The sequence below is a fragment of the Levilactobacillus sp. LN180102 genome (assembly GCF_050106635.1).
In the GTDB taxonomy this organism is placed as follows: domain Bacteria; phylum Bacillota; class Bacilli; order Lactobacillales; family Lactobacillaceae; genus Levilactobacillus; species Levilactobacillus brevis.
Map to the genome: position 1 here is coordinate 104,416 of NZ_JBNIIX010000005.1, position 24,803 is coordinate 129,218.

At 46.6% G+C, this 24,803-nt stretch carries 22 protein-coding genes and 2 other annotated features (1 of these 24 running past the window's edge); of the genes, 16 read left to right on the plus strand and 6 right to left on the minus strand.

What is annotated here, in order from left to right; translation table 11 throughout:
- Window positions 1–7: 7 nt before the first annotated feature.
- Window positions 8–949: a nucleoside hydrolase gene (locus ACP4IT_RS04925; RefSeq protein ID WP_011667192.1), complete on the minus strand. Its 942-nt coding sequence runs from the start codon at window positions 947–949 to the stop codon at window positions 8–10.
- 183 nt (window positions 950–1,132) lie between these two features.
- On the opposite strand from ACP4IT_RS04925, the gene ACP4IT_RS04930 reads away from it, so the two are divergent.
- Window positions 1,133–1,348 (plus strand): hypothetical protein, encoded by a 216-nt coding sequence (locus ACP4IT_RS04930; RefSeq protein WP_011667193.1) that lies wholly within the window; start codon window positions 1,133–1,135, stop codon window positions 1,346–1,348.
- A 78-nt stretch (window positions 1,349–1,426) separates the two neighbouring features.
- On the opposite strand, the gene ACP4IT_RS04935 is transcribed toward ACP4IT_RS04930, so the two are convergent.
- On the minus strand, window positions 1,427–3,148 hold the full coding sequence (locus ACP4IT_RS04935; protein ID WP_011667194.1) for an aryl-sulfate sulfotransferase: 1,722 nt from the start codon (window positions 3,146–3,148) through the stop codon (window positions 1,427–1,429).
- 181 nt (window positions 3,149–3,329) lie between these two features.
- Here ACP4IT_RS04935 and ACP4IT_RS04940 point away from each other — a divergent pair, with 181 nt between their 5' ends.
- The 5 genes from ACP4IT_RS04940 to ACP4IT_RS04960 all read left to right on the plus strand — a co-directional run bounded on the left by ACP4IT_RS04940 (window position 3,330) and on the right by ACP4IT_RS04960 (window position 7,155).
- On the plus strand, window positions 3,330–4,043 hold the full coding sequence (locus tag ACP4IT_RS04940) for a B3/B4 domain-containing protein (protein WP_011667195.1): 714 nt from the start codon (window positions 3,330–3,332) through the stop codon (window positions 4,041–4,043).
- 24 nt (window positions 4,044–4,067) lie between these two features.
- Window positions 4,068–4,787, plus strand: a complete 720-nt coding sequence (locus ACP4IT_RS04945; RefSeq protein ID WP_011667196.1) for a DUF975 family protein — start codon at window positions 4,068–4,070, stop codon at window positions 4,785–4,787.
- A 152-nt stretch (window positions 4,788–4,939) separates the two neighbouring features.
- Window positions 4,940–5,314: a GntR family transcriptional regulator gene (locus tag ACP4IT_RS04950; RefSeq protein ID WP_011667197.1), complete on the plus strand. Its 375-nt coding sequence runs from the start codon at window positions 4,940–4,942 to the stop codon at window positions 5,312–5,314.
- Complete coding sequence (locus tag ACP4IT_RS04955) at window positions 5,311–6,204, plus strand: ABC transporter ATP-binding protein (RefSeq protein WP_011667198.1); 894 nt, start codon at window positions 5,311–5,313, stop codon at window positions 6,202–6,204. Before ACP4IT_RS04950 ends, ACP4IT_RS04955 begins: the two co-directional genes overlap by 4 nt.
- 12 nt (window positions 6,205–6,216) lie before the next feature.
- Window positions 6,217–7,155, plus strand: coding sequence for an ABC transporter permease (locus ACP4IT_RS04960; protein ID WP_011667199.1), 939 nt, complete (start codon window positions 6,217–6,219; stop codon window positions 7,153–7,155).
- A 124-nt stretch (window positions 7,156–7,279) separates the two neighbouring features.
- Here ACP4IT_RS04960 and ACP4IT_RS04965 read toward each other — a convergent pair whose 3' ends face one another.
- A complete protein-coding gene (locus ACP4IT_RS04965) occupies window positions 7,280–8,320 on the minus strand; it encodes a CdaR family transcriptional regulator (RefSeq protein WP_011667200.1) in 1,041 nt (346 codons plus the stop codon).
- Window positions 8,321–8,614: 294 nt separating this feature from the next.
- On the opposite strand from ACP4IT_RS04965, the gene ACP4IT_RS04970 reads away from it, so the two are divergent.
- The gene (locus tag ACP4IT_RS04970) at window positions 8,615–9,919 is read left to right on the plus strand and encodes a GntP family permease (protein WP_015473273.1); all 1,305 of its coding nucleotides are present in this window, start codon (window positions 8,615–8,617) and stop codon (window positions 9,917–9,919) included.
- 12 nt (window positions 9,920–9,931) lie between these two features.
- Window positions 9,932–11,068, plus strand: a complete 1,137-nt coding sequence (locus ACP4IT_RS04975; protein WP_011667202.1) for a glycerate kinase family protein — start codon at window positions 9,932–9,934, stop codon at window positions 11,066–11,068.
- A gap of 90 nt (window positions 11,069–11,158) precedes the next feature.
- Here ACP4IT_RS04975 and ACP4IT_RS04980 read toward each other — a convergent pair whose 3' ends face one another.
- A complete protein-coding gene (locus ACP4IT_RS04980) occupies window positions 11,159–12,601 on the minus strand; it encodes a PH domain-containing protein (RefSeq protein WP_082265149.1) in 1,443 nt (480 codons plus the stop codon).
- Window positions 12,588–13,067, minus strand: a complete 480-nt coding sequence (locus ACP4IT_RS04985) for a PH domain-containing protein (RefSeq protein ID WP_172757661.1) — start codon at window positions 13,065–13,067, stop codon at window positions 12,588–12,590. The genes ACP4IT_RS04980 and ACP4IT_RS04985 overlap by 14 nt, the downstream gene beginning before the upstream one ends.
- A 349-nt stretch (window positions 13,068–13,416) precedes the next feature.
- Here ACP4IT_RS04985 and ACP4IT_RS04990 point away from each other — a divergent pair, with 349 nt between their 5' ends.
- The 6 genes from ACP4IT_RS04990 (at window position 13,417) to ACP4IT_RS05015 (ending at window position 19,191) form a co-directional block, all read left to right on the plus strand.
- Window positions 13,417–13,857, plus strand: a complete 441-nt coding sequence (locus ACP4IT_RS04990) for a nucleoside 2-deoxyribosyltransferase (RefSeq protein ID WP_011667205.1) — start codon at window positions 13,417–13,419, stop codon at window positions 13,855–13,857.
- A gap of 36 nt (window positions 13,858–13,893) precedes the next feature.
- Window positions 13,894–15,297, plus strand: a complete 1,404-nt coding sequence (locus tag ACP4IT_RS04995) for a cytosine permease (protein WP_011667206.1) — start codon at window positions 13,894–13,896, stop codon at window positions 15,295–15,297.
- Between the two features lie 151 nt (window positions 15,298–15,448).
- On the plus strand, window positions 15,449–15,691 hold the full coding sequence (locus tag ACP4IT_RS05000; RefSeq protein WP_011667207.1) for a hypothetical protein: 243 nt from the start codon (window positions 15,449–15,451) through the stop codon (window positions 15,689–15,691).
- A gap of 75 nt (window positions 15,692–15,766) precedes the next feature.
- Window positions 15,767–17,251, plus strand: a complete 1,485-nt coding sequence (locus tag ACP4IT_RS05005; RefSeq protein WP_011667392.1) for a helix-turn-helix domain-containing protein — start codon at window positions 15,767–15,769, stop codon at window positions 17,249–17,251.
- A gap of 137 nt (window positions 17,252–17,388) precedes the next feature.
- A complete protein-coding gene (locus ACP4IT_RS05010) occupies window positions 17,389–18,762 on the plus strand; it encodes a DUF2252 domain-containing protein (protein WP_011667393.1) in 1,374 nt (457 codons plus the stop codon).
- Between the two features lie 60 nt (window positions 18,763–18,822).
- Complete coding sequence (locus tag ACP4IT_RS05015) at window positions 18,823–19,191, plus strand: MarR family winged helix-turn-helix transcriptional regulator (RefSeq protein ID WP_011667394.1); 369 nt, start codon at window positions 18,823–18,825, stop codon at window positions 19,189–19,191.
- Window positions 19,192–19,248: 57 nt separating this feature from the next.
- Here the strand turns inward: ACP4IT_RS05015 and ACP4IT_RS05020 are convergent, their stop codons facing one another.
- Window positions 19,249–19,479 (minus strand): hypothetical protein, encoded by a 231-nt coding sequence (locus tag ACP4IT_RS05020; RefSeq protein ID WP_041815145.1) that lies wholly within the window; start codon window positions 19,477–19,479, stop codon window positions 19,249–19,251.
- A 202-nt stretch (window positions 19,480–19,681) separates the two neighbouring features.
- On the opposite strand from ACP4IT_RS05020, the gene ACP4IT_RS05025 reads away from it, so the two are divergent.
- Both ACP4IT_RS05025 and tyrS read left to right on the plus strand, forming a co-directional pair.
- Window positions 19,682–21,049 carry an Nramp family divalent metal transporter gene (locus tag ACP4IT_RS05025; protein ID WP_172757659.1) on the plus strand — a complete coding sequence of 456 codons (1,368 nt, stop codon included), beginning with the start codon at window positions 19,682–19,684 and terminating at the stop codon, window positions 21,047–21,049.
- 44 nt (window positions 21,050–21,093) lie between these two features.
- Window positions 21,094–21,291: a binding site (T-box leader), on the plus strand.
- 54 nt (window positions 21,292–21,345) lie between these two features.
- Window positions 21,346–22,605 (plus strand): tyrosine--tRNA ligase, encoded by a 1,260-nt coding sequence (gene tyrS, locus ACP4IT_RS05030; protein ID WP_011667397.1) that lies wholly within the window; start codon window positions 21,346–21,348, stop codon window positions 22,603–22,605.
- Between the two features lie 565 nt (window positions 22,606–23,170).
- Window positions 23,171–24,803, plus strand: a sequence feature (most likely nonfunctional fraction of RNA operon); it runs 1,368 nt beyond the window's last position.

The window sequence follows — 24,803 nt, forward strand, 5'->3', positions numbered from 1 at the left end:
GTATAACCTATTTATCGGCATGCAAAGCTAATGTGTCAATTCGTTTAAAGAAGGCATCGTGATCCACAGTAGTCACTAAGGTTACGGGCCGACCAGTCGGTGTTTCAAATGTTCGCCCACGACCGGGGCCTTCAGTTAAAACATCACTGGTGACGCGTTTAGTTGTGACGATCTCGGGAAACTCGCTGGCAACAGTCGTTAGCACATCCCATAAGAAGTAAGTAGAGTTTGTCTCAAAGTGTTGTAGAGCGGGCACCAAGGCATAACCTTGGCCAATAAAGTCAATTGCAGGATGCTGGCGTAATGTTGCCCAGTGCTGGCGAATGGCCGGGGTCAATGGGACTTGACGAGTGCTTTCAAGTCCAACCATTTGGATAGTGAGGTCACTATCCCAGACAGTCTTAACGGCCTGCGGGTCCCAATAAGCATTCCACTCAGTAGTCCCGTCTTGTTCAGGCTCGGCAACATTGCCACGACCATCAAAGGTACCACCCATCCAGTATAGTTGTTCAATTTTGGCCGTAATTGACGGGTCTGCCTGCAAGGCTCGTGCGAGATCAGTTAAAGGGCCTGTCATGACCAGAGTAGTTTTCTCCGAGGTAGTCTGGAGCTTGTCAACGAGATCTAAATGTGCCGGCTTGGGCGCAACGGGCGTAACTACGGTTCCCGACTCATTTAGAATCGGCAGGGCATCTAAGCTAAAGGCATCTAGCCGCCATTCTTTCGGGAATGGGTGAACGCCGCGAGAGTCAGAGACGGCGACCTTTAGGTGAGTATCGTGACCGAAACGATCGATGACTTTACGGGTAGCTGCTAGGGCTGGCTCTAGATAGGAATCGGCGCCAACCACACCAACGCCAGTTAAATGGACATCTGGCATTTGTAACAGCAGTAGTAGTGATACTAAATCGTCGACACTTCCGTCATGATTAAAATACACGTTACGCATCTGAAATCGCTCCCTTTATTTACGAACATTATTGTTTTAATATCATATTATAGTTCACATAATAGCAAAAGTACCAATAGTTTGCAAGTAAAGTCGATGACGGATTTAGTTAGGGTTAAGGAAGCGCGTGTATACTGGATTCTAAGTTGATTAATAGGAATCAATAGAGAGGATGACGGATCTATGCAACCAGCCCGTAAAGAACCCAAACGCTGGCTAGTGCTGCTACTAGCCGGAATCATTCTGTTTGTCGGTGGCGGTGGGACCGGCTATATGTTGGGACAACAACAAGCAAAGTCGGCCCAAACGACGCAGATGAAAAATGGCCCCAAAAATATGAAGGGTCAACCATCAGGCAAACCGAGTGGGATGCCTAAACAAAATAGCAGTAGTAATTAACGAACAATAGCCATTGCTTGCTGGATTATAAAACGTGTATCATCGGGACTGTCGTAAAGCTCCGGTGATACACGTCTTTTAGTTTGATGTGGTGATGGTGGCAAGTGAAACGGTAGCACTTCCGGGGTATAAATTCATGCGTTGTGCGCGGTATGACCAATCACCGTGGGCGAACTTGGTCCGATCGACATCGAAGACAATCTGGTTGGTTTGGCGATTGACTTCAACAAATTCACTACGCTTGCCATTGTCAGCATAGCCAAAGCCAATGAGCGTATTACCTTTGCCCACAGCGTAGCTACTCCCGACAATATTCGTAAAGTTCCGTTTGCCGAGCGTTTTGCCAAAGCTCCACGTCTTTTTAACGGTCTTATGGAGTTGGTTAATCGTGACAATTTCCCCTGCCGACCATTGCTTAGATTGCTTGGTTTTTCCGCGGGTAACAGGGACATTGTTATCGTAGTACTCCAGTTCAATTGTAGCGCCTTGATGTTGTGATTGATGAATCAGGTTGACGGCGTGTTGACCGCCACTATAACGGAACTGTTTACTTTGAGGATTCAACAAGTAGTGTTGATAGGATGCCGGTAATTTTTGTGGTGCAGCCAGAATCCATTGTAATTTGGTGGTCTTGTAGTTGATAGCGAAAATCATATCCTGATTGCGTCCAGAAACGATGAGTTCACCCCGTTTTTTATCATAAACCATTGAATTCTGGTGGAACCAGTCAATTTTTCCGTCAGGACGATGGGTGCCAGTATACGTGGTGTAAGCTGAACGGGGGAGAATGCGCTTGAGATCAATTACTTTGACAATCTTGCCGGTCTTATAATTAATTTCAATCATGGTATCTTCAACGTACTTACTACTACCATCATCGACGGTTAGCAAGAGGTTATGATTGGGCAATTCAATGGCATCGTGATGAATGACAGTGTTAGTCGCTAATTTATACGGTTCTTTTCGAGTGGGGAAGAGGCCACTGAAGTTATATTGCCGGTAGACACGACCGTAAAAGTCGGTTTCTCGCAGGGCGTTGTACTTATGCTCATCGGGTGAAATTTTGGTGAGAATTAACAAGTGGTGATTGCTGAGCTGCTTAAAAATGTGGGAAATTTTATTGGTACTGTACCACCGGATCTTTCCCCGTGCATCTAGTCCATACGTGTAGCCCTGGCTGGACACGGCAAAGGTTAATTTAGTATGGCCGGTTCCCAAAGCCATTTGTTGGGGGTTACTGGTTTTTAACGTATTTTTACCAATGCCCTTCGGTGTGTGCCCGGTTTTTAACCGGTAGGTGGTACGCGAGGTTTGCCCGTCTTTTTGGGTAAAGGTCAGCGTGACACGGTTGGTTCGATTGGCATATAGGCCTAAGACCCCCACCGAATGGGCTGTTTTGTAGCCGGATAGCTTTTTGGTGATGGTCGTCGCTGGTCGGTCACCATGGACGGTCAAGGTGACCCGAGTTTTGGCGGCGGTTTTAACCAAGATTAACCCAGACAGGGGAGATGTTTGGTAAGGATTAACAATCACTTTGGCGTGCTGCGGTCCGGTTGGGAGCTGGTGAAGCTCGCGCCGGTAGGTCGTGGTTAGGTGATTAGTTGCCGTTGTATTTTTAGTCGATAGAGCCGGTCGTAAATTTAGTTTGATTTGAGATAAACGTAAAATATCTGTCTTTTGATACTGCTGGTGAACGAGTAGATAGCGGCGAATCTTGTGACGCTCATGATAAGCTGCAGCACCACCGACAATGATCAGAATAAGCAAGACGCCTAGACTAATTTTCCAAAACTTTTTCATGTTATGGATAACTCCTTTAAATAATTAACGCTGGTATTCGTTGATAGATTCCTGCTTAGTTTAGCAAGTATTTTGATGGGTAACAAGTCGTAGGCGAGAAATGACAGTCGAGAGTGGGTCTTTGATCTGAAAAATTGTATACTAAAAGGGTAAAAAGCTTAGCTTTAGGGAGGGTTAACCAATGACACAAAGTTTTATCGTAGACGAAGCATTTTGGCAACTGTTTCCAGAGGTTGAAATTGCCTTTTTGACAGCCCAAGACATTGATAATCACGCTAAGGAGCAAGTTCCCACAGATTTGCTGACGACGGCCAATCACGTTGCCGCAACTAAGTGGGTGCCGAATGATCCGATTAGTCAAAACACAGTTGTCCAGGACTGGCGACAGGCTTTCCAACAGTTTAAAACCAAAAAGGGTGCGCGCTGTGCGGTCGAGAATCTGTTGAAACGGGCCAAAAATGGCAAAGGGGTTGGCACCATTAATCCAGTCGTGGATGTTTATAACTCGGTCTCGCTTGAGTGGGCCTTTCCAGTGGCTGCTGAAGATATGGATCAAATCAAAGGCGATATCCATTTGACGGTTGCTCAGGGTGGGGAACGTTTTCGTCCCATCGGGGAAGACGACGTGGAGACGGCTCTGCCAGGAGAAGTCATCTACCGCGATGCTTATGATGTCATCTCTCGATGCTGGGCTTGGCGGGATAGTGCCAGAGTTGAGGCTACCGAAGCCACGCAGAATCTGTTATTCTATATGGAGAATGTTAATCCACAACGCCACGCTGACCATGTGGCGGCAACCGCTGCTTTACGAACCCGGCTGCACGATTATTTGGGGATAAGCACAACGTTACACGTCGTGACCCATGATCAGCCTAGTGTGGCGTTTAAGGATTAGCTGATTATTTGAGGGGGAATAAAGATGACATCACAAGATCGAACTGATCTAAAGGCCGGTGCCAAACGGCAGATTTTAGATAACTATAAATTTTATGTCTTATTATCTATTCTATGGATGGCACTATGGTGGATTGGCAATACCATGTATACCCGTAATATGAATATTATTTCGCAGATCAATGCGGGGAGCGCTGGTTTTTCGTTGAGCGGCCTCTTCTCATTTGCGGGATTATTTATGATCGTGGCGGCTATGCTGCGGGCTGGATCGCAGCTAACTATGATTGATATTGACCGGGGAAGCACGCAAATGGACAATCCCATTCAGCGGAGCTTTATGCTGTTTGACAAGGGCCAATATTTCTTAGGCTGGCTATTTATTAGTATTTTGGTTGCGATTCTGACGTTCCTCTGGTCCCTTTTACTAGTAGTGCCCGGAATCATTAAGGCATATTCTTACTCACAGGCCTTTTACATTTACCGCGATGCTTATGACCGTGGTGAATCAATGACGGCATTACAAGCAATTACCCAATCGCGGGAAATGATGAACGGCTACAAGAGTTTCTTGTTTATTATGGACTTGAGCTTTCTGCTTTGGGACCTGCTGGTGGTTGTAACATTTGGCCTAGCGGGACTGTTTGTTCTGCCGTACTATGATTTAGCACGAGCGAAGTTTTATAACCAATTGGTTTGGCAGCAAAGTGAAACACAGTCGGTAGCATCAACTGACGATGATCGTTAAACTAACAATGGACTGGGCCTAGGCTCAGTCTTTTTTTATTTAAAATTGATTGGACTGGACCAAAAAAATCCGAAAGGGGGTTGTCAAATCGAGTGTACTAGGTATAATAGTACAGATAGAACACGTAGCCAAACACCAAGGGGTGAACACACATGCAAGTCAATGATCAGTCTGGATTACCATATTACGAGCAATTGATTTTGCACGTCAAACAGCAAATTGTTCAGGGGATTTTACAACCGGGTGATCGGCTACCCTCGGTGCGCGATATGGCGCGACAAGAACAATTGAATCCCAATACTGTGAGCAAAGCATATAAGCAGTTAGAAGCACAACAGGTGATCACAACGGTTCACGGTAAAGGAACCTACGTCCGAGAAACGGCCGTGGTCGCTGGAGATTCGGCACAAGTTGTGGCTACCAAAAAGCAGCTATTCACACTACTAACGGAGCTTCGTTATTTAGGCGTTCCGTTGGACGAAGTTGTTAAATGGATTAAAGAGGCTTATCAGGGGGTAGAACAATGACGCTACAAGTAAAGGCACTCAGTAAGGCCATCAACCACCAACAGATTATTGAAGATATCAGTTTTGATTGGGCGCCGGGTGAGATTATCGGTCTGGTTGGGCGTAATGGTGTGGGTAAGACTACCTTATTTCGAACACTAACCAATCAATACGTTGCGGAGCAAGGGCAGGTACTGATTGATGGACAGAGTACGACTCGACACCCACTACAGCAGCGGCAGTTGTTCTTCTTAGATGGGCAATATAATTTTTTAAGTAATTATCGATTGTGGGAAATTCCCGAATTTTTCCGGCTGGTTTATGCCCAGTTCGATCAACAACGTTATCAAGACTTACTGGTTCAATTCGAATTGGATCGGAACAGCCAATACCGACGGTTGTCTAAAGGTATGCGTGCGTTGGTTAACCTCATCTTGGCATTAACCTCAAATGCGACGTACATTATTTTGGATGAACCCTTTGATGGCCTAGATGTAATTGTCAGAGAAAATATTGCCACGATGGTGATCGATGAGGTCGCTGACCAACAAAAGGGCTTTTTGATTTCATCGCATGATCTAAATGAACTAGATGGCTTAAGTGATCGCGTACTTTTGTTAAAGGACAGTCGATTAGTTCAAGATTACCATTTGGAAGAGATTCGCGAGACGGCTAAAAAATTACAATTGGTTTTCAATGACAAAACGATTCCGGCGGTGCTCAAAGAACATAGTCAACTTATTCGTGTGTCTGGTCGGGTATTAGTGGTGGTCATTACCCATTACACACCAGAGATAGATCAGCAATTACGGGCATTGAATCCGGTCTTGTTAGAGGAATTACCGTTGACATTGGAAGACCTGTTCCGGGCTAATTTAGCCCACGACACGGGTTATCAGTTAATGAAATAGGAGGGTTAGCAGATGCATAATCAATTGGATCGATTGATTTGGCGCCGTCATCGACGATTATTCTTGGCATTAGGCGCATTGGCACTTTTTGCTAATGTCGTGATGGTGATCATTGCTCTAAGTTCACGACAAACTGCCGGCGCCCATCAATTAGTAGGCGCAAGTATTCATCATTGGGCAACCTATAAGGGTGACTACTTTACAGCTTATTCCTACTGGCTAATCTTCGTTTATTGGTTAGCGGGATTGCTACTAATGAATCAGGACTTGAAGGATAACTTTAACCAGTTCCTATTTACCAGTGGTTTTTCACGTCAGCGGGTTTATTGGACAAAGCTCCGCCAATCTTTAGTCGTCCTATTAGGAATTTCAATCGTTACGATTGCCGTGCAGTACAGCTTGTATTGGTTAATGAAGCCTCACGGTGTTAGCTTTACACTAGCTTGGCCGGGATTACTAACCTCATGGATTAGTGGACTGGCTGTGGCAACGGGGTTGTTTGCGATTTGTTGGTTTGCGGCGTTAATTATTGGGCAAACCGGGGCGTTGATCGTGACGGTTACCGGCTTTACCTTGTCACTTATGAGTGTAGGAGCGATTAGCCAACCAATCTTAACTAACCGACCATTTTCCTTATCAGGTAGTCAATTAACTTGGTTAGTAATCGGTGTTTGGCTGATTGCGGCGATTATTTTATTTGTATGGGGAGCAGTACTTTATCAACACTTGTCATTGGAACACAATGGAGAATATCTCATGGTGCCCCGGTTGAAACGACCGGTGTATCTTGTCTTTGTGATTTATGTGACCGGAATATTTTCGTGGGGCGACACGAATTGGATGGCAGATGTTGTGACCTTTTTAATCACGGTTATCTTTGGATATGCCTGGTTGTGGCGTCCGCGTATCGGGGAACGGTTGCATCAGTGGCGCGCACGGCATGATGGCTAAAGAGTCAGTTTGATGGTTATCGGGTAGAAGAAACACTTGGGGTAGTTGGATGAATCGTTGGGGGATGATTCATCTGTATTAAAAAGCTGTTGGATGAAAAATATCCAGCAGCTTTTTTGTGGTCTTATTTATCAGCTTTGAAGTATAGGTAACCAACATATAGGGTGAAAAGGTCGAGTGTTTGGTGGGGGTCCAACTGAAAGATCTGCTGCAATCGGTCAAGGCGATAGCTCAAGGTATTACGATGGATATGTAAGGCCGCGGCCGTTTGCAAGACATTGGTGTTGAGTCGGACAAACATGCCTAAAGTCTTAATTAATTCGCGGCCATTTGCGGTACTAGCTAACTTCTGAAAGCGTTGTTGTAGGTCGGTAACGTGCAGATGACCATCTAGTAATGCTTGAATGAAGGCGATTTGCGAGTAGTGAATAAAATCAGGACGCTGAAAGATTTGGCTGATGCGTAAGGTCTGTCGGGCCTGTCGCACAGAGTTACCAACGTTACGATCAAATAAACCAATGCCCAATCGGTGCTGTCCCGTTTGACAATAGGTCGTGAATCGTGCAATGGTTGCCGGTAAGGCTGTTAAGACAATTAAAGTAGTCGTATCAAGGTCGAACTGAAAATCGGTCGCATCCAATAGTCCAATGGGTAAAGTCTGTTTGGGTAAGACAATGGCTGCACGGGGTTTGAGGATATCAATTCCCAACTGTTGCGCTTCCAGTAACAAGTTTGTATTCGTGTCAATCTGCTGGGTGACCTGTGACCAGTGATATAGGAATCGATTCAACGTTGTTTCGTATTGCTTTTCCTGAAGGTTGTGCTGATTTTGATCGAGCAATAGCTCGGTGGCTACTCGTAGCAGAGAGGCTAACGGCGTGACTTTTTCAGGGTCACCAGTGATACCAATAACGCCAATAATTTGGTCGTTAAAAACAATTGGCATATTTACACCAGGTTGGCCGTGATCGCCGTAAGAATCGTGCATCGGTAATGTTGTTTGTTGATTGATGGCCGCCACGGCGCCGACATGCAAGGTATTTAACCGCTGGGGGTCACCACTAGCAATGATATAGCCTTGGTCGTCCATCATATTGACGTTATAGGGGATCTGCGTCATCATTTTATTCACAATATCTTGCGCGAGTTTAGGGTCTAGTTTCATCGGGCACCGGTCCTTTGTTCAAAATGGTAGCGTAAAAAGAGAAAATCTTTGATCAATTATTATCATAAGCGTTTGACCGAAAAAATACAGGGAGAATTTTCCAAAAAATAGCGCTAATTTTTGGGCAGATTGCCGATTGTACCGATTTGAAAAGTCGATTAAAGTTAAAGACATAGTTACATTGCTCAATTAGTAACAAATAATTAGTTCGGTAAGTGACTAAATTGTGAGCTAGAAAAGCGACTGGTTTACGTCTAGCGAGATAATTGATAAAAAAGTAAGGAGTGTCGTACGATGGCAGTATCTGTAAGTTGGATTGGGGCATTGTTGGGGTTAGCATTAGCCATTGGTTTAATTCTCAAAAAACTTAATCCGGTTTATGCGCTATTATTGGGAACGATTGTTGGGGCGTTAATTGGTGGTGCTAACTTGACACAGACCGTTAACATCGTGGTTGCTGGGTCGCAGAGTGTTATGGGCACAGTGATTCGGGTGCTAGCGGCCGGTGTTTTTGCTGGTGTTATGATGGAGTCTGGCGCAGCTAATGCAATAGCTCGGGGAATCGTCGATCGATTTGGTGAGAGTTTAGCGATTCTCTCGTTAGCGTTGGCGACGATGATTATTACAGCCGTGGGGGTGTTTATTCCCGTAGCCGTACTGATCGTAGCGCCAATTGCACTAGAGGTAGGCAGTCGGATGCGAATTTCAAAATTAGCCTTATTAGTGGCTTTATCTGGTGGGGGCAAGGCAGGCAATATTATTTCGCCGAATCCCAATACGATTGCGGCAGCTCACGGCTTCAATATAGAGCTTAGTCAACTCATGGTTGCCGACTTTGTACCGGCGGTATTTGGTTTGATCGCGAGCGTATTACTAGCCACATTATTGCGGCATCATGGTGCGATTGCCACCATGGCTGATGTTACGGCTAATCAAAAACAACAAGCGGCCAGTGATGTGTCCGTGTTACCGTCATTAAAGGCAGCAATTGTGGCACCAGTGCTGGCGATTGTCTTACTGCTACTGAACCCAATTGGTCATATTCTTCACATTACTTTACTTGAGAAGTTTGAAGTGGACGCGATGTATATTCTGCCATTAGCTGGATTGGTGGGTATGTTAGCCATGCACCAAGGTAAGCAGGTCTTAGCCTATACGAAGGCTGGGATGGCCCGAATGACAGACGTAGTTTTGATTCTGATTGGGGCTGGTGCCATTGGGGGCTTAATCACGACTTCCACCTTGCCAAGTGTTATTGTCCATTTAATCAAGATTTCAGGAATTTCAGGAACTTTCTTAGCACCGATTGCCGGAATTCTAATGGCGGCGGCAACGGCTTCAACCTCTACTGGGGTTATTTTAGCTACTGGGTCATTTGGTAAAGCTATTTTGGCCTTTGGAACCGCGCCCTTGGCCGCAGCGGTTATGGTGCATACGGGGGCAACCGTTATTGATCACCTGCCACAAGGAAATTATTTTCACGTAACTGCTAATGCCATGAACATGACGTTAAAGGAGCGGATGCAGTCTGTTCCGTATGAAACCATGGTTGGGTTAACCATGACCGTTGTCGGGGTCCTCATGTATGCTGTACTGTAAAGGAGATCTATCATGAAATTTGTTATTGCGCCAGATTCATTTAAAGGAAGTTTAACGGCACAGGAGGCGGCTCAAGCAATTGCCACAGGCTTGCGGCGAGTCTTCCCTAATGCGACTTATGAACTTGTGCCAATGGCCGATGGTGGTGAGGGAACGGTGCAATCATTAGTTGACGCCACGCAGGGTGACTTTCGCCAAGCGGTCGTGCTCAACCCGTTAGGTCAACCCGTGACGGCAACCTATGGGTTGTTGGGCGATCATCAAACGGCTGTGATTGAAATGGCAGCCGCCAGTGGTATCCAATTCATCAATGACCAGACGAAAAATCCTTTGATAACAACAACCTATGGAACAGGGCAATTGATGTTGGATGCGATAACGCATGGTGCTAAGGAATTGATTATTGGGATTGGTGGTAGTGCCACAACCGATGGCGGGCAAGGGATGGCGGAAGCTTTAGGGGTTCGCTTCTTGAATCAACAGGGACAGCCCATTCAACGTGGCGGTGGTGGATTAGCCGAACTTGCGACGATCGATACGTCTCAAGTTGATCCATTGGTTAAACAGGTACATGTGCGGATTGCCTCGGATGTGACCAATCCGTTGGTCGGACCACAGGGGTCAGCTGCTGTTTTTGGTCCACAGAAGGGTGCCACACCAGAAATGGTTGCGACATTGGACCGGAATTTACAACACTATGCGACGATTATTCAAGAAACTCTGGGCGTAGATTTAGCCGATTATCCGGGTGCCGGAGCCGCTGGGGGTCTGGGCGCTGGACTTCTAGCTTTTACGCAATCGTCGATGGAAAAAGGCATTGAGATTGTCGTTCGCGAAACCCACTTAAAAGAACGGGCGGTTCAGGCCGACTATGTGTTCACCGGTGAAGGGGCAATTGATTTCCAAACCCAGTATGGGAAGACGCCTATGGGAACTGCCCAAGCTGTTAAGGCTGTCAGTCCACAGGCTAAAGTCATTGGACTAGCCGGCAATGTTGGAACGGGAATTGATCAACTGTATGGTTTAGGGATTGACGCAGTTTTTGGTATCTTACCCGGAGTGGTACCGTTAACGACGGCAATGGCGACTGGTGCAGAGAATTTAACGCGTACGGCAGAAAATATTGCACGGTTGTTGGCACGTGATTAGCCAGTGTGGCTAAATTCATAGAATAGGCAAACGGGCATCGAACGGCGTAGTAACGCTAGTTCGGTGCCCGTTTTGGTTTATGATTGACAGTTACGATTGCAAGGTCGATTGTAAATACCACTTGTATAGGTGTTCAACTGCTGACAGTTTTAGATAACGTAACTGAATCTCTTGATTATGATTACCATGCCGAACGTTAATGGTTAGGTGGGCAAGGCGGGTGCGTTTCATCCAAATGGATTGTCGTAAATGCAGGGACTGGATTTTAGCAACCGGGATAAAGTAGCAATCGCGCGTCCACCAGTGGCCGGCCTGCACTGCTAATAAATCTGAGGTAATGAGGCCGCCTGCCGTATTGGTTGCTGCAAAGTTCCCCTGTAGTGCTGCCAGCAGTAAGATGGGCAAGCTAATCCATGCCCAAGTTGGCAACCAATAGCTCAACAACCCCAGCGGTATTGCGGCAATTAGCAGGGCATTGCGGATTTGATAGCGTCTACGGGGGACGGTCAAAGCTGTTAAGGAAGGCAACGTGGTGGGAAGCCACGTGATAAAGGGATGTAAGGTGGCCATGGCTTGATCGGCTTGAATAACTGGCATGATCACGAGATCGTTGTCATCTTCATCACCAGCAGCCTTAGAAGCAATCAGAACCTGAACGGTCTGAAGGTGTAGCCATTGACGCAATAGATTTTGTTTAAACCGGACCGCTTGAATACGGTCGAGTGGAGCACTGACGGTGTTGCGTTGAAAGAATCCTCGCGCCGTTTCTAATTGATCGGCCTGACGCGTGAGCTCGAAGTGATAGTACCGTTGTAATGTCCAAATGAAGGCACCGAGCCAAGCAATCATAATGAAAGCGACAATGGCGCTCACCAACAGAACTCGGGCTAAGTGGGTGGCATCAGTGACTAGCGCTGTGGTCATAGATTTTGGTAGTTTGTTATATAGGCCGAGTAAGACCAACAGGAAGGGCACAAAAATCATAGAGGTTAGCCCAAATTTAACGAGGTCTTGTGGGTTAATACGATAGTAAGCTTGGACGGTGCCTGTCGCGACGGTGGTCTGGTCGGGGATGACCGCAGCTGATCCGGTAGTAGCTGTAGGTTTAGTTTGGCGATAGCGGGCAATTAAATGGGCCGCGGTCGTTGGAACAGCAGCTAGGCGTGCTTCAGGCGCATGGCCTTCGTGACTAGCAGTTTCAATCAATAGTTCCTCTAACTGGAATGGTCGTAAGTAAAACCACTGTTTACGCTGGACGGTTTGAATTCGGGAATAAGGAATGTGTTCGTGGTGCCGCACCAAAATGCCGGAATGAATGATAATCGCCGTTGGTGTGATTTGATAGGTTAAGGTGGCCCAACGTAAAATTGGCCAGCCACAAAAGACCAGAATTAGTAATACCAGACTAATGGCAAATCCAAGATGACCAAGCCGTGCGGTAAGCAGGATGACCATTAGGTACCAATAATCCTTTAGTGCCTGGGCAATTTGTTGTAGGACGCCTAATGGATGGGTGTGTTTAGGCTTGGTCATGGCGCGCCTCCTGGGCCAAGCGCATGATTTGTTCACGAAGGCGCTCGGCATCCGCTAGTTCTAGCCCGTCAATGCTGTGACTGGTGGATGCGGTGGCAACTGTCACTTTAGTGAGATGTTGCCACTGTAACAACGGTCCAGCCGATAGTGTAACGTTTTGAACCCGTGCGATCGGAATGGCAATCCGTTCTTGAAAAATAAAACCGGCTTGCATATCAACGGCTAAATCTGAGATTTGATACCGTGTGAAGCGATAGCGATAGGGAATCAGTCCGAGCTCAATTCCCGGTTCAAGCAAAGTGAGCATTAAGCCACCGATACTCAGCCACAGGGGCCAATTCCAAAAGTGATAAGCCAGCCACAGGAGGCCGCTGATGATCAGTAAAACTAATAAGTTGCCGAGGGCACTGTAGCCCCAGATCCGTTTGATTCGTTGTGGTAGATGGTGTGCAGTCGATTGGTCCATAATTTAGTAAGCCCCTCTCCGAATAGTCTTAGTCTACAGGTGAGCTGGAGAACTGACAACCCTTCCTTGACGTTAACAGCTCGGACATAAAAAATTTGAACCCAGGCCTGATAAGACGTCAAACGGTAAACTTACTGATCAAACTGATAATCGCAATTGACGGATTTTTTAAGACCCCGTATAATAATCTGCAACAACCACATAGTCCTTTTAAATTAGTCCCGTGAGGCTAATAAGGGTCCGGTAGAATTCATTGATGAAATGAAGCTAGCGGTCTAAATCCTTGCGGAATTTGGACCGCTTTTTTTATGGCCGTCGGTTGAAATTAGAAACATGGAGGAATTTTTACATGGCACAGATTTACGTAGCAAGTCCGTTTTTTAGTCCCGAACAGGTTGATCGCGTCAAGCGATTAGAAGCGGCGTTGAGCGCTAATCCAACGGTAACTGATTTTTATTCACCACGCTTACATCAGGATGCCGAACATGAACAGTTCACTAAGCCGTGGGCCACAGAGATCTTCCATCGCGATATGGATCAAATTGCAGCTGCCGATGTGATTGTGACGGTGCTGGACTTTGAAGCTAAGAACCTAGATTCTGGTACGGCATACGAATTAGGAGTGGCAACGATGAGTCACAAGCCAATCCTGGCTTTACAGGAAAAGGATGAAGCCGTTAACTTGATGATTACGGAAAGCTTGCACTGGTACACCAAACAGGTCAAAGATTTTGAGACGTATGATTTTAAAACTCTGCCAGCTGGTGAGTTCGTCGGGGAAATTCTGTAATTAGATACTAGGCATAAAAGTGAAAGGTGAGGGCCGATGGCACAAGAAGTTAAGGTAGCTGCAACCAAAGAAACACAATCGTTTGGGCATGTCGAATCAATCCCGTTGGCCCATCGACGGATGTCCAACTGGGATTTATTTGCCACTTGGATTGGGGCCAACGCAAACAATGGGACGTGGTACATTGGCGGCGTTATCGCGGCCTGCGGATTTCTCACGGCGTCGACAACGTTGATTATTGTGGGGCTGGTCTCGTATGCGCTATTGGCAGTCGCCAGTTATATGGGTTACCAAACGGGGGTGCCGGCGATGGCACTCACGCGGGCCTCATTTGGGTTACGGGGAAGCTTTATCCCATCGCTGATCAATGTCGTCCAATTTATCGGCTGGGCTGCGGTGAACACCTTTATTGCAGCCACCTCGATTAGCTATATTTTTGGTGAACTGTTTGGCTGGCCATTGTATGGTAAACCAGGCGGGACGTTTGGCTTGATTGTGGGGATTCTCATTATGAGTGCTTTGCATTTACTGAGTATTTCTTTGGGAGAACGGTCGGTTCGCTTGATTGAACGAATTGGGATTGTTTTGGTTGTCGTGTTTGTTCTATGGGAATCCGTTGTGGTCTTTCGGACCGTCTCATTCCATGAAATTTTGACCTGGCAACCACCGCATAACTTACGGATGTCATCAGGAGTTGCGGCGGATACCTTAGCGGCCTTCAATCTGGCGTGGGTAACGGCGGCTTCTGACTTTAGCCGCTTTACCGCCAAAAAATCAGCAGCCACGACAGCCTCCTTTTTGGGCGCTAACTTAGGGCTTTTCTGGTTTGCCTTTATTGGTTTATTTGCGACAATTGGCACGGCAGTTTCCCTGAACCATTTTGATCCGAATAACTCTGATCCGAGCACCGTGGCCGCTAAATTAGGCTTAGGGATCATTGCCCTACTGGTCATCGTGTTGACGAGTACGACGGCCAATGCCGTCAACCTGATGTCTGCCGGTTCAGCACTCACCAATATGACGCATCGCTTGTCGTTAAATGTTAGTTTGTGGTTGGTGACAATTGCTGCCACACTGGTAACCTTTATTCCCGTTTACTTAGCCAGCTTCTTGGATGTCTTTGAGACTTTTCTCGACGGGATTGGGATGTTCTTAGGACCAGAAATTGCGATTTTCTTAGTGGATTATTTCTTCTTAAAGGGAAAACACTATCGCCTCGCAGAATTAACGAAGGTGCGGGGAGTGTACTGGTATACCCACGGCATCAATTGGATTGCCGTAGCTAGTTGGCTCTTAGGGGTTGCTGCATACTGGGGGTTAAAACAAGTACCAGCGATTGCGACCACCACGGGGGCCACGTTCATCGCCATGGCTATCACGGCCGCCATTTACGGCTGTGGAATGCGGTTTACTAAAGCACAACCTGTTACGGCAAAATAATAAAAGCAACGCCTCCAGTTAACCTTTGCGACTGGAGGCGTTTTTAATTAATCCACCTATAAAAGACCGGGATGTTCGAGTGGCTGAATGCCCAAATTAAGGGGAGCCGTGGTAGAATTGTAACAACAGATAATGAGAAGGGGTGGCTGAAATGATGCAAGAAATGCCAATTTTACCATTAGTAGAACGATTGACGGCTGGGCAAAGTGTAACGCTATCGATCAGTGACGGACAAGAGATTCACATTGCGCCAGAAGTCATCACCGGCAAGTTAACCGGGAACTTCATCAGTAGTGCGTTACCACAGGTTCGCTACGATGATCCCCGAATTATTTTAAAAGAAACTTTGGCAAAATTAGATGAACAGAGTTTAACGATCACGAGTATTGATTAACATTCGGTCGGTGGCACGGTGTATTTGCGGGTACAAATGAGGTGCTGCTGGTTAACCACGATGGGGGAGAGCATTGTGAAGATTGATTTTGCTATGCTAACGGCTAAGGAGGTTTTGCGGTTACGACTGCTAACCTATATTGAAGACCAACAGGGCCACTTTAACTTAACTGATTTTGCCACGGTAGCTGAGATCAGCTATTCACGAGCCTATCACAGTCTATTGAACTTGCGGACAGATTTGCAACAATTGGATGCGACGACGACCCTGACAAAGGATGCGCTAGAGACGACCGTCACATTAGATGAATATCGACATTGGTTATATCAGCATAGTCTACCGTATCTGGTTATGGTGGCGAGTTTGACGGCTGAGTATGCTTCAACCGCAGCTTTTTGTGCTGCTCACCAGGTGAGCTTGTCAACCCTTAATCGGCGGTTACGGCCAATGAAACAGCAGCTCACGCAATATAATTTACAATTGGTCGCTACACCCTTACGGCTAACGGGCAATGAGACGTTGATTCAGTTGCTGTACTTCATGCTCTATACCACGACGTTAACACCGATAAGTGAATTGCCAGGCTTACCAGATAAACTACGACCGTTACACGATGCGCTAATGACAACCTATACAACTTCCAAGCTCTATCAGGAATCACCCGGGCTAAAATATCGCCGGGATCTGTTGATTACGTTGGCATTATTGCGCTTATCTCAAGGATATCGTTATCCGGCCTTACGCTTACCGTTGGCTCATTTAACGGACTTACGCCAATTAGCGACGCAATTTCAGCAACAATTGGGGGACACACCACAACAAGCCTTGACTGAGCTGGCGACCTTAGATTACTTGTTGACGACTTCCCCGTATTTTGTGCGGGCATTACAGCCGGATGCGATGTCCCGTTTATATCGCGGACTTCGCCAGCGAACCACACCGGCTTATGAATTAGCCCCCGGAGTAGTTGAACTGGCAGATTTTGCGACGGGACACGATTGGTTTGCCAATTGGTTATTTGCCTTGTGCCAATTTATGTTGCTCTTTAAAGTCGATCCGTTCATGCGGGCTGAAATTACCGCGTTGTACCGGCCAACGCCGGAATCAACGGCCGCTGGTACAGCCATTATTACCAGCATGGGAAGCTTATATCCACAGCAAGTGGGGGTGGCCGATCAACGATTGATTCAAAAATATCTGAGCAAGTATACGAACGGGTTGTCGCTAACGGCCGCTAAAGTGGAAATTTTAGTATCACATGATATGTACGGCGTGACCACTGACATTTTTAATCGGTTACTGAGCGGGGTGGTTCACGTCAGTCTGCTGACGGAGCAAACGGCGATTGTTGATCACCAACGGGCGAATTACTTGGTTATTTATGGGGTGGATGAAGCTGCCGTGTCATTTGCTCAACGCCATCACCTAGAGACGTTTCATTGGATCAAGGAACTGGATTATGGCGAGAACTTCGATCGATTGTTACGCACGTTACGCCATCATGAGCTGTCCTTGTTTGCCCTAGATTTTAATAATCGGGGAACACATTTGGAATCGTAAAGTTAGGATACGCTGGAATCGAAGTGATTCTGGGTATCCTTTTTCATTGTCAATGGCGCGTGCCTGATCTTATTTAGCGATGTCTCACGAGTGAAAGTGCGGTAGAATAAGGACAAAAATGATTGGGAGGTAGTGAGATGACGCCAACAGCATTTAATACCGGGCGGGTACAAGTGAATAAGACAATCGCGGAGCTGCGATCTTTGGGTAAGGACGCGCGTGAACGAGTTCCGTTCTCACAATTGGGTCAGTACCAGCCACTTGATCGGGATAGTAATCAACTGATGGATCGGATTCGCCGGTTGCTGATTCCGGAATTGTTACCAGAACGTACGCGGCGAATGGCTGCCTCACCTTTTGCTTTTTTTCGCGGAACTGCGGAGTTAATGGAAGCCGATCTCCGGCAGCAGCCCAATTCTACGATTGAGACATTTGTTTGTGGGGATGCCCATATCGGTAACTTTGGTTTTTACGCGTCACCAGAACGACGCTTGCTATTCGATTTAAATGATTTTGATGAAGCCGGCATCAATCCGTGGGAGTGGGATCTCAAACGATTACTAGTTAGTGTTTTACTGGCAGCTCAGGCCAACGGAATTAAAGAAAAGAAGATTAAGCAGTTTTTGCCGACGGTTGCTGCTAGTTATCGAAAGAGTATGAAGCAAATGTTCACGCAAACCACGCTAGCGCGCTTTTATCCCTTAAATGACGTTGAAAAACTCATTCAGGCTAGCGCATTGACGGATGCCGATTCACAACTGCTGATGACCATTATCAATCGGGCCAGCAAACGTGACTCCGAGCAGGTCGTCCGAAAGTTTACTACTTTGGATAGCCGAGGTAACTTGTGCTTCCGCGAAAATGCACCAAAAACCACGCATGTGACCGACGATGTGACGACCCATATCGCAACTTATTTTGCGGCTTACCGGCAAACGGTACGACCAGATGTGAATTTGTTATTATCGCAATACCATTTGACGGATGTCGTCCGGCACAGCGTTGGGGTGGGGAGCTTTGGTTCGCGGTGTTATTTGGTCTTATTGACCAGCATCGATGGCTCTCATTTGGTGCTACAAATTAAAGAAGCTCTGCCAACTCGACAGCAAGGCAGTCAGACATTGGCGCAATTAACGGTGGCTCAAGAACAGACGGAAGGCCAACGGATTGTCGATTGCCAAAAGATCTTGCAGTCAGCATCTGACTCGTTTCTCGGTTACTTTGCGGGGAATCAACACAGCTTTTATGTTCGACAGTTCCGTGACATGAAAGAATCTATCGATTTAACGCAGCTAGATTGGGGTCAGTTGCAGACCTACGCGAATACTTGTGCCTGGACACTAGCGATTGCCCATTGTCAGAGCCCTACGGCAGCCATGATCCGGGGCTATATTGGTGGCGGTAAACAGTTTGATGAACAACTAGCAGCCTTTGCCAGTGCTTACGCACAACAGGTGCAGACGGACTACGAAAGCTTTGTGGCCTATCGTCTACCTACGAAGCAGCCTTAGCCATCTTGGGCGGGTTCGTGCTACAATGAAACCGAATACATATCGGTGAGGTGAACGGACATGGCTGGACAGGAACAGATTCAGCAAATCATGCAGCTCTACGGGGCGATAACTCAGTGCTATAATCATCCGTTAGACAGCTTGACCGTTAACTTGCCACAATGCCAATTGTTGGGGTATGTGGCTAGTGATCATTTGTCGGTTGCCCAAGTAGCTAAGCGGTTAGGATTTTCGGCTACTAGAACGTCCAATCTAGTTGTTGATCTGTGTCGACAGGGATATTTGGAACAGCAATTAGCGCCAGATGATCGGCGCCGTCGCTACTTGGAATTAACGACGACGGGACGAATGTTACTCGCAACGATCGAACAACAATTACCGTCGGCGTTATCGGTTCTTCTGACCGATTTACAACGGCCGATTCACTAAAAAATCTCATCACTTGGGGGTTACCCCCCTGGTGATGAGATTTTTTGGTGAATCCTTTTAAGAATGACTTTCACGTTTTTTCAATGAGCGGACTGATTGCCGATGGTACCAGCCATCGGCTAAGAGGCCGGCTAGTAAACTAATGAATAGACCCCCTGCACCCAGGCTGGTTAGGCCAATGACCATTAATGTGAGTTGACCACTAACAATGGCGGCAAGGCCAGCAATGACAAGCACGGCGATAAATAAAGGAGCAAGTGTCTCAATAAAAAATTTGGTATGGGTCATGAGTTTCTCACTTTCTGTAAAAAATTGACTAGCTGATATTATCTTGCAAATAGCATGAAAATACAAGAAAAAAATCGAATTTTAGCATTATTATTTTATTGGGTAATATAAAATAAAAGTTAGACGCAACTAAAAATAGCTTTACAAACGCTGATGAGTCAGTATAATAGTGACATACTGAGGAGATAGGGGAATTGAAAAAATGACAGACAACGTTTCAGCAAAGTCGGTACAAGGCGACTTGACAAACGGACCGTCATTGGCGGAGATTAATGGGTCAGTACGGGTTCCTAAGGAGAAAGGGTTCGTTCGTAACTTATTAGCTTTTTCGGGGCCGGGGGCCCTCGTTGCCGTTGGTTATATGGATCCGGGGAATTGGGTCACATCGATTGGTGGTGGCGCCCAGTATGGTTACTTACTTATGTCCGTGATCTTAATGTCGAGTTTAATTGCGATGCTGCTACAATACATGGCAGCTAAACTGGGCATTGTGACGCAGATGGATTTGGCCCAAGCAACTCGGGCACATACGGGGAAGCGGATTGGCGCGGTGCTATGGGTCATGACGGAGTTGGCCATTATGGCAACGGATATTGCCGAGGTTATTGGGGGAGCGATTGCTTTAAAACTTTTGTTTGGTGTCCCTTTGATTTTAGGGGTGTCATTAACGGTTTTAGACGTTTTATTACTACTATTATTAACTAGATTAGGTTTTCGGAAAATTGAGGCGATTGTCCTGTGCTTGATTTTAGTGATTCTAGTGGTTTTCGCATATGAGGTTGTCATCGCCCAACCTAGTATGGGGCAAGCAGTAGCGAGCTTTGTACCACAAGCGGAGATTATGCGGCCGGGACAGTTGACGATGGCGTTGGGAATTGTTGGGGCAACAGTTATGCCGCACAATTTATACCTGCACTCATCGATTGCGCAAACGCGAAAGTTTGATCGGCAGGACCCAGCTGAAATGGTGCGGGCAGTTAAATTTACAGCGTGGGATTCGAATATTCAGCTATTTGGCGCTTTTATTATCAATTGTTTACTTCTATTGTTAGGTGCGGCGATGTTTTTCGGTAAAGATGCTGGTGCACTGGGAACGTTTGGCCAGCTCTATGATGCGTTGCAAGACAATCGATTGGCGGGAGCAGTGGCATCACCCGTATTATCGACGCTCTTTGCAGTTGCGTTACTTGCCTCCGGTCAGAATTCAACGATTACGGGAACCTTGACGGGACAGGTGATCATGGAAGGGTTTATCAATATGCGATTACCCATTTGGGTTCGGCGCCTAGTGACCCGGTTGATTTCTGTCGCCCCTGTCATTATTGTGACCATCTTGTATGGTGGTAGTGAGCAGGCGTTGGATCGACTCCTGGTTAATTCACAGGTTTTCCTGTCCATTGCGTTGCCATTTTCAATGATTCCGCTGACGATTTTTACATCATCAAAACGGATTATGGGCACTCGGTGGGTTAATCGGTGGTGGGTAACTGCGTTGGCTTGGGGCTGTACGGCCATCTTGACGGTATTAAATATTCAGATTGTCTGGGCGACGATGACGACGCTCTTTTGATAATGGTGTATTGACTTTTACACAGGACCCCGGTATCATCGAGTGCATAAGCAAAGAAGCAGTTCAGTAGTGGTGGCGGCTCCGGTTGAGAGATTTGACGGTGCTGGGAGTCAAAACGTCCGTGGCCATGAATTACCCTGTGGAGCGGCCGAGGTGTCGGCGGGTCATTCCGTTAACAATGACGAGCGGTTGTCAATCGACAACAACTTGGGTGGTAACGCGGATTTCAATTCGTCCCTGATGGTTTTAACCATTGGGGACTTTTTTATTGGAGAAATAATTAGGAGGACGAGCGTATGTCAATTATTGATGAGTTAAAGTGGCGAGGTGCGATCAATCAGCAGACTGATGAAGCTGGGTTGGCCGAATTGGTCGATGAGAAGTCAGTGGGGCTCTATGCAGGAATTGATCCCACGGGAGATTCTATGCATATTGGACACTTGATTCCTTTCATGATTTTGAAACGATTCCAGCTAGCGGGACACCGGCCGCATATTTTAATTGGTGGGGCGACTGGGTCAATTGGGGACCCTTCTGGTAAGAAGGCCGAACGGGTTTTACAAACAATGGATCAGGTGCATCATAATGAAGCGTGCTTGACGAAGCAAATGGAACATCTCTTTGGTCAAGACGGTTCCTTTAAAATTGTTAACAACTACGACTGGCTGTCTAAAGTTTCCTTATTAGATTTTCTTCGTGATTATGGGAAGCTCTTTAACGTCAATAACATGTTAAACAAAGAAGTCGTGGCTTCTCGATTGGAAGTTGGGATTTCTTACACTGAATTCACGTACCAAATTCTGCAATCCATTGATTTTCTACATCTATATGAAGCAGAAGATGTACAACTCCAAATTGGGGGTGCCGATCAATGGGGAAATATCACGGCCGGAATTGATTTGATCCATAAGCAAAAGGGTGCGGATGCTAAGGCTTACGGGCTAACGATTCCATTATTGTTGAAAGCTGATGGCACGAAGTTTGGTAAGTCGGAAGGCGGCAATATTTGGTTAGATCCCGAAAAGACATCACCTTACGAATTCTACCAATTCTGGATTAATACGGATGATCGGGATGTTATCAAGTTCTTGAAGTACTTTACGTTCTTAGATCAAGATGAGATTAAACAATTGGCAGATGCTGTAGCTACCCATCCAGAAAAACGGGAAGCACAAATTCGGTTGGCTGAAGAAGTTACGGCGTTTGTTCATGGGAAAGAGGCCGTGGTGGAGGCCCAGCATATCACGAAGGCATTATTCTCCGGGGATGTTGCGGCGTTAACGGCGAGCGAAATTGAACAAGGCTTCAAGAAGATGCCAGCGGTAACGGTTAGTCCAGCCAAGAAGAATATTGTGGAATGGTTAGTGGATGATACCCAGATTGAATCTTCACGGCGTCAAGCACGGGAAGATTTAACCAATGGTGCTATCCGGATTAACGGCGAAAAGGTAACTGATACGGATGCTGAAATTGACCCGACTAGTGCTTTTGATGGTAAGTTTGTCATTGTTCGGCGCGGAAAGAAGCGGTATTTCTTGGCTCGCGTAGTGGGTTAAATAGGATTTTAGGAAGCACGAACGTTCATTGCGAATGTTCGTGCTTTTTGTTGGAAAAAGTAAAACCGAACGGTTATAATTTAAGAGTCAGGGAACACACGGCCTCCGGGTAACTATTCAACGGCTTTCAGATAAATAATATGTCTTTGAAAAAAGATGCAATTATTTTCATATTTTAGTTGACGTGTCGATGCTCACTTGGTATAGTTATATACGTTGTCACGACGAGTAACCAACTAGACCAATTCGAAAGATTGAAATTAGTTGTTGACAAGTAAGACGACGATATGATATATTAATCAAGCTGTTGCATTGAGATAGCGAATCAGCGAGAAACGTTGTTAAATCAAATTTCTTGTTGACATCAAATCAGCAACATGATATGATGATTAAGTTGTTTGCGAGAGCAAACACAAGGTAGACCTTTGAAAACTGAACATTGTTTCGACAAACCAAATATGTGTAGGGCGGTTTGATTTTAGAATCAAACCCAAACAATATTTGCGAAGTCAATTCGCTTTTAAAAATGTAACAACAATCGATGAGCTTACTTAAGTTCTCATCATAAGATGAGAGTTTGATCCTGGCTCAGGACGAACGCTGGCGGCATGCCTAATACATGCAAGTCGAACGAGCTTCCGTTGAATGACGTGCTTGCACTGATTTCAACAATGAAGCGAGTGGCGAACTGGTGAGTAACACGTGGGGAATCTGCCCAGAAGCAGGGGATAACACTTGGAAACAGGTGCTAATACCGTATAACAACAAAATCCGCATGGATTTTGTTTGAAAGGTGGCTTCGGCTATCACTTCTGGATGATCCCGCGGCGTATTAGTTAGTTGGTGAGGTAAAGGCCCACCAAGACGATGATACGTAGCCGACCTGAGAGGGTAATCGGCCACATTGGGACTGAGACACGGCCCAAACTCCTACGGGAGGCAGCAGTAGGGAATCTTCCACAATGGACGAAAGTCTGATGGAGCAATGCCGCGTGAGTGAAGAAGGGTTTCGGCTCGTAAAACTCTGTTGTTAAAGAAGAACACCTTTGAGAGTAACTGTTCAAGGGTTGACGGTATTTAACCAGAAAGCCACGGCTAACTACGTGCCAGCAGCCGCGGTAATACGTAGGTGGCAAGCGTTGTCCGGATTTATTGGGCGTAAAGCGAGCGCAGGCGGTTTTTTAAGTCTGATGTGAAAGCCTTCGGCTTAACCGGAGAAGTGCATCGGAAACTGGGAGACTTGAGTGCAGAAGAGGACAGTGGAACTCCATGTGTAGCGGTGGAATGCGTAGATATATGGAAGAACACCAGTGGCGAAGGCGGCTGTCTAGTCTGTAACTGACGCTGAGGCTCGAAAGCATGGGTAGCGAACAGGATTAGATACCCTGGTAGTCCATGCCGTAAACGATGAGTGCTAAGTGTTGGAGGGTTTCCGCCCTTCAGTGCTGCAGCTAACGCATTAAGCACTCCGCCTGGGGAGTACGACCGCAAGGTTGAAACTCAAAGGAATTGACGGGGGCCCGCACAAGCGGTGGAGCATGTGGTTTAATTCGAAGCTACGCGAAGAACCTTACCAGGTCTTGACATCTTCTGCCAATCTTAGAGATAAGACGTTCCCTTCGGGGACAGAATGACAGGTGGTGCATGGTTGTCGTCAGCTCGTGTCGTGAGATGTTGGGTTAAGTCCCGCAACGAGCGCAACCCTTATTATCAGTTGCCAGCATTCAGTTGGGCACTCTGGTGAGACTGCCGGTGACAAACCGGAGGAAGGTGGGGATGACGTCAAATCATCATGCCCCTTATGACCTGGGCTACACACGTGCTACAATGGACGGTACAACGAGTCGCGAAGTCGTGAGGCTAAGCTAATCTCTTAAAGCCGTTCTCAGTTCGGATTGTAGGCTGCAACTCGCCTACATGAAGTTGGAATCGCTAGTAATCGCGGATCAGCATGCCGCGGTGAATACGTTCCCGGGCCTTGTACACACCGCCCGTCACACCATGAGAGTTTGTAACACCCAAAGCCGGTGAGATAACCTTCGGGAGTCAGCCGTCTAAGGTGGGACAGATGATTAGGGTGAAGTCGTAACAAGGTAGCCGTAGGAGAACCTGCGGCTGGATCACCTCCTTTCTAAGGAATATACGGAGGCTACACATACTTGTTGAAACAATGTTCAGTTTTGAGGGGCTTACCTCTC

Bases quoted from the DNA above. Each gene is read 5' to 3' on its own strand.
- ACP4IT_RS04925 (WP_011667192.1), bottom strand. From the start codon at position 949: ATGCGTAACGTGTATTTTAATCATGACGGAAGTGTCGACGATTTAGTA.
- ACP4IT_RS04930 (WP_011667193.1), top strand. From the start codon at position 1,133: ATGCAACCAGCCCGTAAAGAACCCAAACGCTGGCTAGTGCTGCTACTA.
- ACP4IT_RS04935 (WP_011667194.1), bottom strand. From the start codon at position 3,148: ATGAAAAAGTTTTGGAAAATTAGTCTAGGCGTCTTGCTTATTCTGATC.
- ACP4IT_RS04940 (WP_011667195.1), top strand. From the start codon at position 3,330: ATGACACAAAGTTTTATCGTAGACGAAGCATTTTGGCAACTGTTTCCA.
- ACP4IT_RS04945 (WP_011667196.1), top strand. From the start codon at position 4,068: ATGACATCACAAGATCGAACTGATCTAAAGGCCGGTGCCAAACGGCAG.
- ACP4IT_RS04950 (WP_011667197.1), top strand. From the start codon at position 4,940: ATGCAAGTCAATGATCAGTCTGGATTACCATATTACGAGCAATTGATT.
- ACP4IT_RS04955 (WP_011667198.1), top strand. From the start codon at position 5,311: ATGACGCTACAAGTAAAGGCACTCAGTAAGGCCATCAACCACCAACAG.
- ACP4IT_RS04960 (WP_011667199.1), top strand. From the start codon at position 6,217: ATGCATAATCAATTGGATCGATTGATTTGGCGCCGTCATCGACGATTA.
- ACP4IT_RS04965 (WP_011667200.1), bottom strand. From the start codon at position 8,320: ATGAAACTAGACCCTAAACTCGCGCAAGATATTGTGAATAAAATGATG.
- ACP4IT_RS04970 (WP_015473273.1), top strand. From the start codon at position 8,615: ATGGCAGTATCTGTAAGTTGGATTGGGGCATTGTTGGGGTTAGCATTA.
- ACP4IT_RS04975 (WP_011667202.1), top strand. From the start codon at position 9,932: ATGAAATTTGTTATTGCGCCAGATTCATTTAAAGGAAGTTTAACGGCA.
- ACP4IT_RS04980 (WP_082265149.1), bottom strand. From the start codon at position 12,601: ATGACCAAGCCTAAACACACCCATCCATTAGGCGTCCTACAACAAATT.
- ACP4IT_RS04985 (WP_172757661.1), bottom strand. From the start codon at position 13,067: ATGGACCAATCGACTGCACACCATCTACCACAACGAATCAAACGGATC.
- ACP4IT_RS04990 (WP_011667205.1), top strand. From the start codon at position 13,417: ATGGCACAGATTTACGTAGCAAGTCCGTTTTTTAGTCCCGAACAGGTT.
- ACP4IT_RS04995 (WP_011667206.1), top strand. From the start codon at position 13,894: ATGGCACAAGAAGTTAAGGTAGCTGCAACCAAAGAAACACAATCGTTT.
- ACP4IT_RS05000 (WP_011667207.1), top strand. From the start codon at position 15,449: ATGATGCAAGAAATGCCAATTTTACCATTAGTAGAACGATTGACGGCT.
- ACP4IT_RS05010 (WP_011667393.1), top strand. From the start codon at position 17,389: ATGACGCCAACAGCATTTAATACCGGGCGGGTACAAGTGAATAAGACA.
- ACP4IT_RS05015 (WP_011667394.1), top strand. From the start codon at position 18,823: ATGGCTGGACAGGAACAGATTCAGCAAATCATGCAGCTCTACGGGGCG.
- ACP4IT_RS05020 (WP_041815145.1), bottom strand. From the start codon at position 19,479: ATGACCCATACCAAATTTTTTATTGAGACACTTGCTCCTTTATTTATC.
- ACP4IT_RS05025 (WP_172757659.1), top strand. From the start codon at position 19,682: ATGACAGACAACGTTTCAGCAAAGTCGGTACAAGGCGACTTGACAAAC.
- tyrS (WP_011667397.1), top strand. From the start codon at position 21,346: ATGTCAATTATTGATGAGTTAAAGTGGCGAGGTGCGATCAATCAGCAG.